The organism is Streptomyces sp. 11-1-2 (genome assembly GCF_003595545.1).
GTDB lineage: Bacteria > Actinomycetota > Actinomycetes > Streptomycetales > Streptomycetaceae > Streptomyces > Streptomyces hygroscopicus_B.
In genome coordinates this window covers 10,332,104-10,348,679 of sequence record NZ_CP022545.1, presented here as the reverse complement: position 1 = coordinate 10,348,679, position 16,576 = coordinate 10,332,104, and the positions used below count along the sequence as shown (strand labels likewise).

Below are 16,576 nucleotides of genomic sequence, written 5' to 3'. Positions count from 1 at the left end.
CATCCGGTCGTGAGGGTGGGAATTCCGGCCCCGACACGGGGGTGGTCGACCGAATGCGCACACCCGCACCGCTGTGCGGGCGTATGCGGGCCGGACATCGCTGCCGGGCAGCGGGTACCTCTCCGGTCCGGGGACGTACCCGCGGATCGCACAGCGGAACTCGCGGCTGAGCTGGAGCCGCTGCCAGTCGCGCTGAAGGAGGCTCAGGCCGAGACGCGGCTCATCCCGCCGCCGTGCAAGGCCGGGCCCACTTCTCAAGGTGCTGACGCCGAGGAGCCGAGCCGATGAACGACAGACCGAGGGAGTCCCTCACGACGACGGGCGGAAGCGAGAGCGCTCCGCTCATCCTTGTGGACCATCCGCGCCAGGCGGCACCGAGGAGGCCGCCTGGGCAGAGTCATCAGGACGGCGGCAGCGGCCGTGGTCAGCGGCGTAGGCGGCGAAAACCTCCGTCGGTGTGCCCCCCGTATGGAGAAAACGCTGGTCAAGGGTAGTGGCGAGGTCTTCCAGCGCACGAGCGAGCAGGTCACCGGCCAGAGACGCGTCCGGACGCCGAGCTGCCTGCCCGCGCTCAGCGAGGGCAGCGGCATAGCCCACCATGGCCGCGAGAGACGCGTGGTCCTCCCCATCATGGAAGTAGTAGGCCTCGGCGTACTGGGTGAAGTCGATGCGGACGCGCACGATGTCAGTGGCCAGACTGTCCAGCAGCAGAGCCCCCACAGCGCAGTCGAGCTGCCCGGCCGTCGGGTTCGAGCCACGCAGTAGCGCCAGCCGGATGGCCAGGACCCTCCTGCGAGTCAGCGCCGGGTAGATCTCGAGCATCCAGGAGACCGTGGCGGTCAGGAGAACGAAGCCGATGAGCGCTTCCAACGGCGAAACCAGTCGAAGCCAGCCTTCGGTGGGCACGACGTCCCCCAGCCCCAGAGTAGCGATGGTGACAAGCGACAGGTACACGGAGTCGAGCAGCGCCGACTGCTGCGCCGCCTTGGAACCAGGCGTGAAGGTGAATGCCTCTGGCATGTAAGGCCAATAGACGATGGCCCATCCCAGGATGATGATGACGGCCCACATGCCAATCACCGTCACCATGGCGAGCGGCCCGACGAGCCCAACCACACGCCTGCGTGCCCGGACATGCCGCGCCAGCCTCCACAGGGCCGTCATGACGAGGCGGCTCAGACCGCCATGGCGGGTGGGGTGCCAGAGGGTGTGGAACAGGTCTCGCAGAGCAGCCATGACCAGCCCGACGCCAACCAGCGAGACCAACCACTCCATACATGGCTCCCATGGCCCTGTCGCCTGAGGCCATCTCGACGGCCTCAGGCAGCCTGGGCCACCGTCAGCAGCTCCTACCGACCACGCTGACCCAGCTCTCGAAGCCTAATCGGGCGACAGCACCCCACAGCGTCGAATCGCCGTGCCCAGATGCCGGTACGGTCACGATCCCTGTGGCAGAAGGCCGCCCACGGCTGAGCCTCCCGCTACCGATACGGGCCGTCGTGACGCCGGCGAGCATCCCTCTGACCACGTATGTCGGCGAGCGGCCGGACGCTCACGTCGGCGGCGGCCCACTTCGAAGTTGAGGCAGTCCTCAAGCAGAGCGCCCACGCCGGAGGCGCGGCACTCCATACGAGAGCGCCCACATCCCCCGCGAACTCCCCCTTGAGCGGCGGGTCCCACTAGACGGCCGGGCGGCTACCGCCTACCGAAAACGGGTCTTCCTGGGTGATTCCGCGCCTGAAACGGGGCGAAGAAGTCAATCGCGGGGAACAACCGCGACCGGGCAGGCCGCGTGGTGCACCACAGCCTGTCCGACAGGCCCCAGCCGGGGCCCGAAGCCCAGCTGGCGCCGACCCCGGCCAACAACGATCAGTGCCGCCCCTGCCGCGGCGCCCACCAGTCGCCGGGGCGGGCTGTCCGCCGTGACCTCCGCGAACACCCGCACATCGGGGAACTTGTGCCGCCACCGCGCCAGCACCTCGCCCAGCGCCCACTCCGCCCCCTCCCCCACGCCGCTCATCCCCACCTCGACCTCCCAGGGCACCGAGTCCCGGATGGCAAGGCATCTGCTGGCGTACACGGCCCGAAGCGCCGCGCCACGCCGGGTGGCAGCCTCGAATGCGAACGCCAGCACATGGTCGTATCGGCCCTCGAGCTGGACACCCGCAACCACATCACCGTGCCGAGTGGCGACGCCCTCTGCCCGGACCAAAGTGACAGGACAGGCGGCGCGGACAGCGACCTCCAGGCCGACGGAGCCGAGAAAAAACCCGGCGACCGGCCCGATCGCGTGGGAGCCGACCACCAACACTTGGGAGCTTTCCGCCTCGGCCAGCAGCACACGCGCGGGGTAGCCGGAAATCTGCGCGGTGAGAATCTCCAACTCCGGATCATCGGTGCCCAACTCGGCCCGCACAGCCCTCAGGGCTTGTTCGGCCCAGTACTGCCAGGCCACCTTCCGGCCCGGGGTCAGCGCCGGCTGATCGGGGCCCGGCCACGCGTTCACCATGCGCAGTGGCGCGTCGCGCAACCGCGCCTCACGGGCCGCCCAACCGGCCGCGACCAGGCTCTCGACTGAACCGTCGAGTCCCACGGTTACAGCTCGCACCATCGGTGCCTCCTCTGGCGCCGGGCGTCAGGCGACCGCACCGTATCCACGCTCTCCGGTACGCCGCCCTCACCCCATGGAGCACCAATCCACACCGGCGACCGAGTGGTCCATGGACGAACCGGTGCAGCACTGGCCGCGCGCCAGCCAGAGAGCCGGGCAATCGCCGAGTGCGACCCGTTATGCAGGTCGATCATGTCCTCGTTCTCGAGCCTGGGCTTCAGAGCGCAAGCCCCTCGGGGGAGCCCCGCCCATACGTCCCCGGGTAGTAGCCCGGACCTGCTTTCGGGCGCCTCGCCACACGGCGCGGTGCAGCCGTCGACCAGGGCGACAAAGCCTCCGCAGCCGCTCGACGACCGGGGTCGTGGCCGCTGACAGGTCCGGTCCCTGGTGGATGTCCGGCGCTCGCTTCCCAACCCACGATAAGAATCCCGTGCCGTCACCGCATGTCGTGGGCGTGTGGAGGACGAAACCGCGTCCCCCACCGCCCCTGCGACCGGGCCATCCGACGGGAGTCCGTCCTGCTTCGATGACCGAGGTCGCCCTGTCGACTGGCAGTTCCGCGAGGCCGCCGCGGCGGCTCAGCGGCGCACCCGTGGCATCCCCAGGCCGATCCAGGAGATGATCTCCCGCTGGATCTCGTTGTTGCCGCCGCCGAAGGTGAAGACGACGCTGCTGCGGTAGCCGCGCTCCAGCTCGCCGTGGAGGACCTCGCCCGCCGAGCCCTCCTTGAGCGGACCGGCGGCGCCGACGATCTCCATCAGCCAGGCGTAGGCGTCGCGGCGCGCCTCGGAGCCGTACACCTTGACGGCGGAGGCGTCCTGCGGGGTCAGGGTGTCGCGCTGGAGGGCGTCCACCATCTGCCAGTTGAGCAGCTTCATGGCGTCCAGCCGGGCGTGCGTACGGGCCAGCCGGCCGCGCACCCAGGCGAGGTCGATCACCCGGCGGCCGTCGGGGAGCTTGGTGTCGGCGGCCCACTGGCGGACGCCGCGCAGGGCGCGGATGGCCATGGTGCCGTGGGCGGCGAGGGTGACCCGCTCATAGTTGAGCTGGGTGGTGATCATGCGCCAGCCCTCGTTCTCGGGGCCGACGCGGCGGGTGGCCGGGACGCGGATGTTCTCGTAGTAGCTGGCGGTGGTGTCGTGGGAGGCGAGGGTCTTGATGAGGGTGGCGGAGTAGCCGGGGTCGTCGGTCGGGACCAGCAGGATGCTGATGCCCTTGTGGGGTTTGGCGTCGGGGTCGGTGCGGACCGCGAGCCAGACCCAGTCGGCGGTGTCGCCGTTGGTCGTCCAGGTCTTCTGGCCGTTCACGGTGTAGTAGCCGGAGGCGGTGTCGCCGTCGCGCACCGCGCGGGTCTTGAGGGAGGCGAGGTCGGTACCGGCGTCGGGCTCGCTGTAGCCGATCGCGAAGTCGATCTCGCCGGAGAGGACCTTGGGCAGGAAGTACGCCTTCTGCTCCTCGGTGCCGAACCGCATGATGGTGGGCCCGACCGTGTTGAGCGCCATCAGCGGCAGCGGCACGCCGGCCTGGGCCGCCTCGTCGAAGAAGATGAACTGCTCGGCCGGGCCGAGCCCGCGCCCGCCGTACTCCTGGGGCCAGCCGACCCCCAGCCAGCCGTCGGTGCCGAGCCGGCGGATGGTCTCGCGGTAGAACCGCTTCTGCCCGGTGGAGTCGGCGTAGCGGGCGTAGGCGTCGTCGGGGACCAGTTCGGCGAAGTACGCGCGCAGCTCATCGCGCAACCGCCGCTGATCAGGGGTGTATTCGAGGTCCACGGCCCCTCCTGGAGTCTCGCGTGCGCCGTGACGGCGGTCTGGGAGCGTCCTGGGATCGAGGGGCACGGTAGAACGTGTTCCAACAATACGGAAGGGCCATGGACCGGGCCCGTCGACCCGGTCCACGACCCGGGCCTCAGCTCGCCACCCGGGGCGGGCTGTCGTCGGTGCCGCGCCGTACGACCTGTACCGGCTGGCCCGGACGCCAGGTTCGCAGCACCATCTCCCCGTTCTCCAGGGCGGTGTGCACCACCTCGGTCAGCTCGGCGCGGTAGAGATGGAAGGGCTCGGGCGGCCGGACCTCCTCAGCGAAGCGGGCGACCGTCTCGGGGTCGGTCACCTCGACCGCCCGGCCGCTCACCCGCACATCGCCCTCGGTCAGCCCCTCGCCGGGACCCGGGTTGGCCTGCACCGAGAACCGCGGATCGCGGCGCAGGTCCAGCGCCTTGCGCGAGTCGGGCATCATGCCCAGCCACAACTCGCCGGAGAGGAAGTTGACTTCGAGCGGTGTCACCCGCGGGGAGCCGTCCTGGCGCAGGGTGGCCAGCACATGGTGGCGGTAGCGGCCGAAGCGGTCCTGGGCGTAGTCGGCGAAGGCGGGCTCGGCCGCCGCGAATCCGGCCCAGCTGGTGGTCGGGTAGGTCATCGTCATGGCGCCCATGCTCGGGCCGTTTCCGGACATCTCCTGTCGGGGTTTCCCCGCTTCCCACTCCCGTGCCTGATCCGGTGGCAGATACGCGTTCCACTCGGTGCCCGGCAGCGGATAGCCGACCCAGGTCCGGGCGTAGGACGGCGGCCGGGTCTGACCGCGGCGCAGCAGCAGCGCGGTGGGTTCACGGGCGGCGCGGCGCAGCAGCGTGGGCAGGGTGGTGGACCGGTTGTTGCCGCTGGTCTGCGCGGAGGAGCAGCCCGCGTGGTACGCGACGGGCAGGGCGCGGTCGCCGGTCACCAGACAGGGCGGCCGCAGCCCCAGCCGCTGCAGCCCCTGCGCGGCGGTGCGATAGCGCCCGGTGGTGTGGTCGGACTGCTCGGCGGTGTGGTTGAGGATGACGAACTGGCTGGCCAGATGGAGTGTGATGACCACCCCGAGGGCGACCGCCAGGTGCTGCGGTGAGCGCGCGGCCCGTACGGCGCGGAACACCAGCCCGGCGATCGGCAGCGCCAGCAGCGCGTAGGAGGGCATCAGGAAGCGCGGTGCGGAATAGCCGATGAGCAGCAGATACGGCAGGGCGAGGGTGGCCGCGCAGACAATGGGCAGCATGGTCAGCGGTACGGCGGGGAGCCGGGCGGCCGGTCTGCCCAGCCCCACCCGCACCCGGCGCAGCTCTTGGCGGTCGCGCAGCGCGCCATGGACGCACAGGAGGGTCAGCACGGGCAGCGCCAGCCACCATACGGTCAGCTCCGGGTGGCGCAGCGGCACCTCGCAGGGGCGGCACAGCTGAGGTCCGTTGAGGCTGCGCAGCGCGGCCCCCACGCTGAAGTGGAGGCCCATGCCGCCCTCGACGTCGCTGGAGACGTTCAGCCGCTCGCCGATGCCGCCGAAGCGGTCGTACGCCTCGCCGATCCACTGGGCGGCGCCGAGCAGCGGCCCGCCGATCAGCGCGGGGAGGGCGGGCCGCCAGGTGCGCACCCCGATCGCGCCGATCAGCAGCGGCAGGGTGAGCCATCCCCCGTCGGGGGTGCGCACCAGTGTGACGCCCGCGAGGACGGCGGCCAGCCACCAGCGGGCGTTGGGCTCGTGGGGCGCACGGAGGAACCAGCCGACGGCGGCGACGGCCCCGATCGCCACCCAGAGGTTGGGCATCACCGCGGGCCCGCTGATCTGGGTGATCCACAGTCCGGAGAAGAGCAGCGCGGCCAGGGCGACCTGGGCCGGGGGCAGCAGCCGGGTCCAGACCCGGAAGGCGGCGTAGAGCGCGCCCGCGGAGACCAGCATGAGCAGGATCCGCAGCGCCGGAATGGAGTCGGTCGCGGCGACGAGGGGCGCGACCAGGAGACTGACGCCGCGCGAGCGGGGTGCGCTGAAGTACGCGGGCGGGGTGCGCGGATCGACCTGGGAGACGTACACGGACTCGTCCCAGCCCAGCGCGTGGCCGGTGTGCGGGATCACCATGGCGAGCTGGACCACGGCGTATCCGATGGCCACCAGCCCGAGCCAGGGGGCCGGGCGACGGTACCGCCGCGGCTGGCGTGGCTGGGGGCGCGGGGGCAGGACGGCGGCCGCCGGTGCGGCAGTATTCTCCATGCGCGCACCATATGATATCTATGTACCTTTTTCGTCCTATTAGGCCATCCGGCTCAGTGTCCAAGGGGTGCCATGGACGCGACGGATCCGTAGGCTGTTGCAGCGGTGCACAGCCCCCATCCGGCGGAGGACGGACACACCCATGAAGATGCTCATCAACGTCCCCGAGACGGTGGTCGCCGACGCGCTGCGCGGAATGGCCGCCTGCCACCCCGAACTGATCGTCGACGTCGAGAACCGGGTGATCGTCCGGCGGGACGCGCCGGTCGAGGGCAAGGTGGGGCTGGTCTCCGGCGGCGGATCGGGACACGAGCCGCTGCACGGCAGTTTCGTGGGGAGCGGCATGCTCGACGCCGCCTGCCCCGGCGAGGTGTTCACCTCCCCCGTGCCGGATCAGATGGTGCGCGCCGCGGCGGCGGTGGACAGCGGCAACGGCGTGCTGTTCATCATCAAGAACTACACGGGCGATGTGCTCAACTTCGACATGGCCGCCGAGCTCGCCGAGGACGAGGGCATCCAGGTCGCGAAGGTCCTGGTCAACGACGATGTGGCGGTGACCGACAGCCTCTACACGGCGGGCCGGCGCGGCACCGGGGCCACCCTGTTCGTGGAGAAGATCGCGGGTGCGGCGGCCGCCGAGGGCGCACCACTGGAGCGGGTGGAGTCGATCGCCCGGCGGGTGAACGAGCTCTCGCGGAGCTTCGGCGTCGCGCTCAGCCCCTGTTCCACCCCGTCCAAGGGCGGCCCCACCTTCGAACTGCCCGCCGGGGAGCTGGAGTTGGGCGTGGGCATCCACGGCGAGCCGGGGCGTGAGCGGCGGGCGATGATGACCTCCCGCGAGATCGCCGACTACGCCGTGCAGGTGGTGGTCGAGGACCTGCGCCCGGAGAACCCGGTGCTGCTCCTGGTCAACGGCATGGGGGCGACCCCGCAGCTGGAGCTGTACGGCTTCGCCGCCGAGGTGCACCGGGTGCTCGGCGAGCGGCAGGTGGCGGTGGCGCGTACGCTCGTCGGCAACTACGTCACGTCACTCGACATGGCGGGCGCTTCGATCACGCTGTGCCAGGTCGACGAGGACCTCCTGCGGCTGTGGGACGCGCCCGTGCGGACCGCCGGGCTGCGCTGGGGTGCCTGAGGCCGGCCGGCCCCCGATACGTACGCTGTCGCCGTTGGCTACGACCGAGGAGGCGCCTGTGTCCAGCAGTGAACCCGCCGTCGATGACACGCTCGACACCCCCTTCTTCCTCCGATGGCTCACCGCCGCGGCCACGTCCGTGAGCCGTGAGGCGACCCGCCTCACCGACCTGGACTCCGCGATCGGCGACGCCGACCACGGCACCAATATGCAGCGCGGCTTCGCCGCCGTGGCCGAGGCGCTGGAGAAGGAGCCGCCGGGCTCGCCCGGGGCCACGCTCATCCTGGCCGGGCGCCAGCTGATCTCCAAGGTGGGCGGCGCCTCCGGACCGCTGTACGGAACGCTGCTGCGGCGGGCCGGCAAGGCGCTCGGCGACGCCGAGCAGATCACCCCGCAGCAGCTGGCGGACGCGCTGCGGGCCGGGGTGGACGCGGTGGCGCAGCTCGGCGGCGCCGCGCCCGGCGACAAGACGATGCTGGACGCGCTGCTCCCCGCCGTCGAGGCGCTGGGCGGGGCCACCGGGTCGTTCGCGGCCGCGGGCGAGGCCGCCGAGAAGGGCGCGCTGGCCACCGCGCCCATGCTGGCGCGCAAGGGCAGGGCCAGCTATCTGGGTGAGCGCAGCGTCGGCCATCAGGACCCGGGCGCCACCTCGTCGGCGCTGCTCATCGCGGCACTGGCGGAGGCGGCCCGATGACCGACGAGGGCGAGAAGAAGCTGGTCGGCATAGTGCTGGTGTCGCACAGCGCGGCGGTGGCGGACTCGGTGGCCGAGATGGCGAAGGGGCTGTCCGGCGGTGGCGCGGCGCCGGTCCGCGCGGCGGGCGGCACCGCGGACGGCGGGTTCGGCACCAGTCCGGAGCTCATAGCGGAGGCGGCCCACGCGGTCGACCGGGGCGCCGGAGTGGCGGTCCTGGTGGACCTGGGCAGCGCGGTCCTGGCCGTCAAGGCGCTGCTGGCCGAGGGCGATGAACTGCCGGAGGGCACCCGATTGGTGGACGCCCCGCTCGTGGAGGGGGCGGTCGCGGCGCTCGTCACCGCCTCCACCGGGGCGGATGTGGACGGGGTGCTCCAGGCGGCCTCGGAGGCGTACGACTACCGCAAGGTCTGACACCGCGAGGTCCGACCCCACAAGATCGGGCTCCACAAGGCTATTGAACGGGGCTCCGCCGGGGAAGGCGGAGCCTCGTTCGATCTTCAACGAACCCTCTGCCGCAATATTGCGCGGCCGCTTATTCCGCTGATACTCGCCGCGTACGGGGCGAGTTGCCCGTTTCGGACCGCACCCGGCGCGGCGAGACCTCCCCGGCCCCCCGCCGTCAAGTGATAGGCGCGATACCAGAACGGGCTTCCGAATCCGTCGATCTTGCGTCTAGACTGCTGATGTCCGAGTGGGGGGACCGGCGGCACTCAGGGGGAATAAATGGGCGTAATTGAGTGTGCCCGCGCACATCTGGCATCCATCGAACCGATGATGCCGACGCGGGTGTCGCACCGGCCGGGGCCCCATTGCGGGCTGGCTTGGATTCCACGCGCGGAAATGACCCGACCGCGCCGATCTCATGGTCCCCTGAGCGTCTGATCTTCGCGCCCGTCGCGGCGCGTTCGACCCATCGACCATGGGGCAGCGGTCACATCCCGCTTCTGCCTTCATGGTGCCGTACACAGCACACACGGCAATCCATCTTTTCCAGAGAAACAAGGGTTTCCGCGTGCCTGTTTTCTTCTCCTTAATCAACGGATTTCGACATTTCGACGTGGAGGAGTCAGTCGCATGACCACACCCACGCTCAGCCCCGGTCGCTTGGATGCGGATACCGTCCGCGAGTCGGTGGACGTCGTACTCGAAGACTTTCTGACAGCCAAGGCCCGCACCACTCCGCAACACCATCTGCCGTATCTCTCCGGACTGCTCAAGGATTTCCTGTCCGGCGGAAAGCGCATACGGCCCCTGTTGTGTGTCACCGGCTGGCAGGCCGTCGGCGGCGGTGAGGACACCGACGCGGTGTTCCGGGTGGCCGCCTGCCTGGAGATGTTCCACGCCTTCGCGCTGATCCACGACGACGTCATGGACGACAGCGACACCCGCCGCGGCCGGCCGACCATCCATCGCACCCTGGCCGCGCTGTGCGCCGCCGACCGCAGGCCGGATCAGATCGAGCGGTTCGGGGTCAGCGGGGCGGTGCTGCTCGGCGACCTCGCGCTCACCTGGTCGGACGAGCTGCTGCACTCGGCCGGTCTCACCCCCGCCCAGTTCGACGCCGTGCTGCCGCTGCTGTCGGAGATGCGCACCGAGGTGATGCTGGGCCAGTACCTCGATCTGCAGGCCACCGGGGAGCTGACGGACGACGTCGAGGCCACCCTCACCGTCAACCGGTACAAGACCGCCAAGTACACCATCGAGCGTCCGCTGCACGTCGGAGCCGCCATCGCGGGCGCCGCCCCGGAGGCCATGGAGGCGTTCACCGCCTACGCCCTGCCGCTCGGCGAGGCGTTCCAGCTCCGCGACGATCTGCTGGGCGTGTACGGCGATCCGGAGTCCACCGGCAAGTCCCAGCTGGACGATCTGCGGGCCGGGAAGAACACCACCCTGATCGCGCTCGCCCTGCGCGGCTCCGACAGCGCCCAGGCGGCGCGGTTGCGCAGCCTCATCGGCAATCCGCTGCTCGACGAGTCGGACGCCGTGACCATTCAGGAGATCTTCGCCGCCACCACCGCCCGGGAGGCCGTCGAGCAGATGATCGACGACCGCCGGACACAGGCCCTGCGGGCCCTCGACGACGCCCCATTCACCGCGGACGCGGTCAACGCGCTGAAGCTGATCGCCCGCATGGCCACTGTGAGGAACTCATGACGACAGGACTTTCCACGGCCGGGGCCCAGGACATCAGCCGGAGCAGCGTCCGCCCGTACCTGGAGGAGTGCACCGGGCGCTTCCAGGAGATGTTCGACCGCTATGTCGTCACCCGGCCCACCAAGGTCGAATTGACCGACGCCGAACTGCGCGAGGTCATAGACGACTGCAACGCGGCGGTGGCCCCCCTCGGTAAATCGGTTTCCGATGAGCGCTGGATCTCCTATATGGGGGTGGTGCTCTGGTCCCAGAGCCCCCGCCATATCAAGGACATGGAGGCGTTCAAGGCCGTCTGCGTCCTGAACTGCGTGACGTTCGTGTGGGACGACATGGATCCCGCACTGCACGACTTCGATCTCTTCCTGCCGCGGCTGCGCGCGATCTGCGAGAAGTACTACAGCCCCGAGGACGCGGAGGTCGCGTACGAGGCCGCGCGCGCCTTCGTCACCAGCGACCACATGTTCCGCGACTCGCCCATCAAGGCGGCGCTGTGCACCACGTCCCCGGAGCAGTATTTCCGTTTCCGGGTCACGGACATCGGCGTCGACTTCTGGATGAAGATGTCGTATCCGATCTACCGGCATCCGGAGTTCACCGAACACGCCAAGACAAGCCTGGCCGCGCGCATGACCACCCGCGGCCTCACCATCGTCAACGACTTCTACTCCTATGACCGCGAGGTCTCGCTGGGCCAGATCACCAACTGTTTCCGGCTCTGCGATGTGAGCGATGAGACGACGTTCAAGGAGTTCTTCCAGGCCCGGCTCGACGACATGATCGAGGACATCGAGTGCATCAAGGTGTTCGACCAGCTGACGCAGGACGTCTTCCTCGATCTGATCTACGGCAACTTCGTCTGGACCATCAGCAACAAGCGCTACAAGACGGCCGTCAACGACGTCAACTCGCGCATTCAGTAAGGGAACGGGGAACCGTGACTTCCACGAAGAGCTCCGCACAGCCGGAGCGCTCCTGGACCACCGGCACGGCGCCCGGCTCGGTGCCGCTGCTGGGGCACACTCTGGCGCTCTGGCGCCGTCCGCTGCAGTTCCTGGCCTCCCTGCCCGCCCACGGCGATCTGGTGGAGGTCAGGCTGGGGCCCAGCCGCGCTTATCTGGCCTGTCATCCCGAGCTGGTCCGCCATGTGCTGCTCAATCCCCGTGTGTTCGACAAGGGCGGGGTCTTCGACAAGGCGCGGCAGCTGCTCGGGAACAGCCTCTCGGTCTCCCGGGGCGAGGATCACCGCACTCAGCGGCGGATGATCCAGCCCGCGTTCCACACCCCGAAGATCGCCGACTACACCGCCGCGGTCGCCGATGACACCCGCGCCGCGATCGGCTCCTGGGAGCCGGGGCGGACCCTGGACCTCAGCGACACCATGCACGCCCTGCTGATGCGGGTCGCCGCGCGGACGCTGTTCTCCACCGGGATCGACGAGGCGACGATCGACGAGGCGCGCCACTGTCTGCGCATCGTCTCGCACGGCATCTACAAGCGCACCATGGCGCCTTTGGGGATCATGGAGAAGCTCCCCACCCCGGGCAACCGCCGCTATGACCGGGCCAATGCCCGGTTGCGGGAAATCGTGGAAGAGATGATCCGCGACCGCCGGCGCTCCGGCGCCGACCACGGCGATCTGCTCTCCACGCTGCTGCGCGCCGAACACCCCGAGACCGGCGAGGGGCTGGACGACGGCGAGGTCCTCGACCAGGTGGTCACCTTCCTGGTCGCCGGGAGCGAGACCACAGCCTCGACGCTCGCCTTCGTCTTCCATCTGCTGGGCGCCCACCCGGAGGTGGAGAAGCGGGTGCACGCCGAGATCGACGAGGCCCTCGAGGGCCGTTCGCCCACCTTCGAGGACCTGCCGTCCCTGGAGTACACCCGCGGGGTCATCACCGAGTCGCTGCGGCTGTATCCGCCGTCCTGGATGGCGATGCGGGTGACGGCGGCCGAGACGGACCTCGGCGGCCGCACCATCCCGGCGGGCACGATGATCCTGTACAGCGCCCAGGCGCTGCACCACAACCCCGAACTGTTCCCCGACCCCGAGCGGTTCGACCCAGAGCGCTGGCTCCCCGACCGTGCCAAGGAGGTGCCCCGCGGGGCCCTGCTCCCGTTCGGCGCGGGCAGCCACAAATGCATCGGCGACGTCTTGGCGCTGACCGAGACCGCCCTCATCGTGGCGACGATCGCGAGCCGGTGGCGTCTTCGCCCGGTGCCCGGGACGACGTTGCGCCCCGAGCCGAAGGCGACGCTCGAACCCGGCCCGCTGCCGATGGTGTGCGAGCCGCGCTGACGACGTCCGGTCCGGGGTCCGCCCCGGACCGGACGCCCATACCTTCCCTACCCCACCTCGCGAGCGAAGGACTTCTTCCGCATGAGGACCGCGCAGCAACCGGCGACGCGCCACTGGCGGCACGCCCTCGCCCCCGGCGGGCTTCCGCTGGCCGGCCATGCCCTGCTGATGGGCCGCAAGCCGCTTCAGTTCCTGGCTTCCCTGCCCGCCTACGGCGATCTGGTCGAGCTCCGGCTGGGGCCCCGGCCCGTCTTTCTGCCCTGTCATCCGGAGCTGGTCCAGCAGGTGCTGGTGAACGCGCGGATCTACGACACCGGCGGGCCGGTCAAGGAGAAGGCGAAGCCCATCCTGGGCAACGGCCTGATCACCTCCGACTGGGCGGACCACAGACGGCAGCGCCGGCTGGTACAGCCCGCCTTCCAGGCCGCCCGGATCGCCAGGTACGCCGAGGTGATGGAGCGGGAGTGCGAGGCCGAGTCGACGGCGTGGACGGCGGGCCGTCCCATCGACGTCAGCCATGAGATGCTCGCGCTCACCGCGCGGGTGACGGCCCGTGCGCTCTTCTCGACCGATATGGCGCCGCATGCCGTGGCCGAGATCCAGCACTGTCTGCCCATCGTCGTGGAGGGCGCCTACCGGCAGGCGATCGACCCCACCGGGCTGCTGGCCAAGCTTCCGCTCGCGGCGAACCGGCGCTTCGACGACGCGCTCACCCGGCTCAACCAGCTCATCGACCGCATGATCGACGACTACAAGGCGGCGGACGACGGCGACCGCGGCGATGTGCTGTCCGCTCTCTTCGCCGCACAGGACGACGAGACCGGCGGCACGATGTCGGACCAGGAGATCCACGACCAGGTCATGACCCTGCTGCTGGCCGGGATCGAGACCACCGCCTCCGCGCTGACCTGGGCCTGGTTCCTGCTCGGCCGCAATCCCCGGGCCGAGGCCGCGCTGCACGCCGAGGTCGACGAGGTGCTGGGCGGGCGGGCCCCGCGCTACGCCGACGTCCCCCGGCTCGCCTACACCCAGCGGGTGTTCAGCGAGGCGCTGCGGCTCTTCCCGCCCGCATGGCTGTTCACCCGGACCACCACCGAGTCCACCGAGCTCGGCGGGCGGCGGCTGCCCCCGGCGTCGGACGTGCTGATCAGCCCGTATGTGCTGCACCGCGATCCGGCCCTCTTCCCCGACCCGGAGTCCTTCGACCCCGACCGCTGGCTCCCCGAGCGGGCCAAGGATGTGGCGCGCGGTTCGTATCTGCCGTTCGGCGGTGGCAGCCGCAAGTGCATCGGCGATGTCTTCGGCATGACGGAGGCGACACTGGCCCTGGCCGCGATCGCGGGCCGCTGGCGGATGCGCCCGATTCCGGGGACGAAGATCCGGCCGAGGGCGCAGATGAGCCTCACCACCGGTCCGCTGCGCATGATTCCGGAACCACGCTGAACGCCCTGGCCCTCGGACCGCGGTGGGCGCTCACCGCGGTCCGTCGAGCGTGCCGGGCCGGGGCGGCCCGTCGAGCGTATCCGGCCGGGGCGGGCGGGGGCTCAGGCGTCCGGAGCCGGAGTTCAGGCGTCAGGAGTGGGCGTGAACCGTACCGGCAGCCGGCGCAGTCCGCGCAGCATCAGGCTGGGCCGCCAGGCGAGTTCGGCCGGATCGGCGTCCAGCGCGAGATCGGGGCAGCGCTCCAGCAGGGCCCGGAAGGCGACGGCTCCTTCGAGCCGGGCCAGCGGGGCGCCCAGGCAGTGGTGGACCCCGTGCCCGAAGGCGAGATGGCCGCGCGACGAGCGCCGGATGTCGAAGTGGTCCGGCTCGGCGAAGCGATGGGGGTCGCGCGACCCGGCGGCCAGGGCGACCGCGACCGGCTCCCCGGCCGGAATGGCGGTACCGGCGATCTCCACCGGCTCCTTGGTGAAGCGGAACGCGGCGCTCTCCACCGGGCCGTCGTAGCGCAGCATCTCCTCGATCGCGCCCTCCAGCAGCGACCAGTCGGCGCGCAGCGCGGCCAGCTGCTCGGGGTGGCGGAGCAGGGCGAGGGTGCCGCTGGAGATCAGGTTCGCGGAGGTCTCGTAACCGGCGACCAGCAGCACGAACGTCATGCCGAGCATTTCCTCGTCACAGAGGGCGTCACCGTCCTCGTCCATGGTGCGGACCAGGGCGCTGAGCAGATCGCCGCCGGGAGCGCCGCGCTTGGACTCGATGAGCTCCGCGAAGTACCCCGTAAGGGCCTGGGCGGCGGCACCGGCGGCCTCCGGGCGGGTCATGTCGGTGCTCTCGAGGTACCAGTCGTGGAACGCCTTGTGATCCGTCTCCGGGACGCCGAGCAGCTCGCATATGACGGCCAGGGGCAGCGGCAGCGCGTAGTCCTCGACGAGATCGGCCCGGCCCAACGGGACCATGGCGTCCAGGAGTTCGTCCGCGATCTGCCGCACCCGCGGGCGCAGTGCCTCGATCCGCCCCGGGGTGAACGCGCGGGCCACCAGCCCCCGCAGCCGGGTGTGGTGAGGCGGGTCGGTCTGTACCATGTTCCGCCCGATGGCGTTGCCGCCGTCGTCCTGCCACGCCGCCGAGTGCCGGACATCGTTGCTCAGCCGGGGATCGGTCAGCGCGGCGCGGGCCTCTTCATGGCCGACGACGAGCCAGAACTCACCGGAGGCGTCGGTGCGCACCCGGTGGACCGGGCCCCGTTCCCGCAGGCGTGCGTAGACCGGATACGGATTGACGACGAAATCCGCGCCGAGCGCGGACAGATCCTGGGGCATGCGATCCCCTCAGTCGGACGGCGGCTTCCCCCGAAGCCAGAATCGGGGACAGTTCCCCGCTCCTTCGATGATCTTAACACCTAACCGGAGAGATTCCCCCGGTTAGTGTTAGGGTTGCGGGCCATGGGCAGCCGTGTGGAGAAAGAGACACCGTTGCGCCGAGACGCACGGCGCAACCGCGAGATGCTGATAGCTGCCGCCCGGGAGATCTACACGGATCAGGGTGTGGACGCCCCGCTCGACGACATCGCCCGTCGGGCCGGAGTCGGCAGTGCCACTCTCTACCGGCGGTTCGCCGGCCGGGCGGAACTCATCGAGGCGGTATTCGGCGAATCCCTACGGGAAATCCTGCGGGCCGCCGAAGAAGCCCGCTCGGCGCCGGACGCCTGGGGCGGCCTGACAGCCTATCTGGAGCGCATATTCGGACTGCTCGCCGCCGACCGGGGCACCAACGACCTGATGACCACCGGCATCCAGGGCGTCCCCTCGCTCGACGCGCTCCGTAAGGAGAACCACAAGACGCTCGACGTCCTTCTGCGCCGCGCTCAGGAGCAGGGCGCGGCCCGGAAGGACACCACGGCGGAGGACCTGCTGTTCCTGCTGGCCGCGCTCGGCCGCGCGGTCCCGGGCTCGACCGTCGCCGCACCGCTGGCCTGGCGCCGCTATCTGGCCCTGCTGCTCGACGGGCTGCGCCCCGAGGGGTCCCACCCGCTCCCGGCCCCCTCGCTCACCGGGGACCAGCTCGGCGCCGCCATGCTCCAGCTCGGCAAGGTGCGGCGGCCTCGTACGGGGCGGGCCGACTAGGGGGCATTCGGGGCGAGAGGCGCCGACCCGGGGCATGTTGGACGGGGCCGTGCCGACTCGGGGGCACCCTGGGCGGGGCGCGTCACCACAGTGGCCGGGCGAAGTGT

Annotated in this window: 13 protein-coding genes; 8 read left to right on the top strand and 5 right to left on the bottom strand. The window is 70.5% G+C overall.

Annotated features, from left to right (window positions below; translation table 11 throughout):
* Positions 1 to 342: 342 nt before the first annotated feature.
* The 4 genes from CGL27_RS44335 to CGL27_RS44320 all read right to left on the bottom strand — a co-directional run bounded on the left by CGL27_RS44335 (position 343) and on the right by CGL27_RS44320 (position 6,625).
* Positions 343 to 1,275, bottom strand: coding sequence for a potassium channel family protein (locus CGL27_RS44335; protein WP_119993265.1), 933 nt, complete (start codon positions 1,273 to 1,275; stop codon positions 343 to 345).
* Between the two features lie 481 nt (positions 1,276 to 1,756).
* Positions 1,757 to 2,611 carry a universal stress protein gene (locus tag CGL27_RS44330; RefSeq protein WP_119993263.1) on the bottom strand — a complete coding sequence of 285 codons (855 nt, stop codon included), beginning with the start codon at positions 2,609 to 2,611 and terminating at the stop codon, positions 1,757 to 1,759.
* Between the two features lie 578 nt (positions 2,612 to 3,189).
* The gene (locus CGL27_RS44325; protein WP_078645756.1) at positions 3,190 to 4,380 is read right to left on the bottom strand and encodes an acyl-CoA dehydrogenase family protein; all 1,191 of its coding nucleotides are present in this window, start codon (positions 4,378 to 4,380) and stop codon (positions 3,190 to 3,192) included.
* A gap of 136 nt (positions 4,381 to 4,516) precedes the next feature.
* Positions 4,517 to 6,625 (bottom strand): pyridoxamine 5'-phosphate oxidase family protein, encoded by a 2,109-nt coding sequence (locus tag CGL27_RS44320; RefSeq protein WP_119993262.1) that lies wholly within the window; start codon positions 6,623 to 6,625, stop codon positions 4,517 to 4,519.
* A gap of 142 nt (positions 6,626 to 6,767) precedes the next feature.
* Here CGL27_RS44320 and dhaK point away from each other — a divergent pair, with 142 nt between their 5' ends.
* The 7 genes from dhaK (at position 6,768) to CGL27_RS44285 (ending at position 14,349) form a co-directional block, all read left to right on the top strand.
* Positions 6,768 to 7,760 (top strand): dihydroxyacetone kinase subunit DhaK, encoded by a 993-nt coding sequence (dhaK, locus tag CGL27_RS44315; protein WP_119993261.1) that lies wholly within the window; start codon positions 6,768 to 6,770, stop codon positions 7,758 to 7,760.
* 58 nt (positions 7,761 to 7,818) lie between these two features.
* Positions 7,819 to 8,454 (top strand): dihydroxyacetone kinase subunit DhaL, encoded by a 636-nt coding sequence (dhaL, locus tag CGL27_RS44310; RefSeq protein ID WP_119993259.1) that lies wholly within the window; start codon positions 7,819 to 7,821, stop codon positions 8,452 to 8,454.
* The gene (locus CGL27_RS44305; RefSeq protein WP_119993257.1) at positions 8,451 to 8,867 is read left to right on the top strand and encodes a PTS fructose transporter subunit IIA; all 417 of its coding nucleotides are present in this window, start codon (positions 8,451 to 8,453) and stop codon (positions 8,865 to 8,867) included. The genes dhaL and CGL27_RS44305 overlap by 4 nt, the downstream gene beginning before the upstream one ends.
* A gap of 663 nt (positions 8,868 to 9,530) precedes the next feature.
* Positions 9,531 to 10,610 carry a polyprenyl synthetase family protein gene (locus tag CGL27_RS44300; protein ID WP_078645747.1) on the top strand — a complete coding sequence of 360 codons (1,080 nt, stop codon included), beginning with the start codon at positions 9,531 to 9,533 and terminating at the stop codon, positions 10,608 to 10,610.
* Positions 10,607 to 11,530 (top strand): terpene synthase family protein, encoded by a 924-nt coding sequence (locus tag CGL27_RS44295; RefSeq protein ID WP_078645745.1) that lies wholly within the window; start codon positions 10,607 to 10,609, stop codon positions 11,528 to 11,530. Before CGL27_RS44300 ends, CGL27_RS44295 begins: the two co-directional genes overlap by 4 nt.
* A 14-nt stretch (positions 11,531 to 11,544) precedes the next feature.
* Complete coding sequence (locus CGL27_RS44290; RefSeq protein WP_119993255.1) at positions 11,545 to 12,906, top strand: cytochrome P450; 1,362 nt, start codon at positions 11,545 to 11,547, stop codon at positions 12,904 to 12,906.
* 81 nt (positions 12,907 to 12,987) lie between these two features.
* Complete coding sequence (locus CGL27_RS44285; protein ID WP_078645741.1) at positions 12,988 to 14,349, top strand: cytochrome P450; 1,362 nt, start codon at positions 12,988 to 12,990, stop codon at positions 14,347 to 14,349.
* 122 nt (positions 14,350 to 14,471) lie between these two features.
* On the opposite strand, the gene CGL27_RS44280 is transcribed toward CGL27_RS44285, so the two are convergent.
* Positions 14,472 to 15,665 carry a cytochrome P450 gene (locus CGL27_RS44280; protein ID WP_119993254.1) on the bottom strand — a complete coding sequence of 398 codons (1,194 nt, stop codon included), beginning with the start codon at positions 15,663 to 15,665 and terminating at the stop codon, positions 14,472 to 14,474.
* Between the two features lie 123 nt (positions 15,666 to 15,788).
* Between CGL27_RS44280 and CGL27_RS44275 the strand changes: the two genes are divergently transcribed.
* Positions 15,789 to 16,469 (top strand): TetR/AcrR family transcriptional regulator, encoded by a 681-nt coding sequence (locus CGL27_RS44275; RefSeq protein ID WP_078645737.1) that lies wholly within the window; start codon positions 15,789 to 15,791, stop codon positions 16,467 to 16,469.
* Positions 16,470 to 16,576 lie beyond the last annotated feature (107 nt).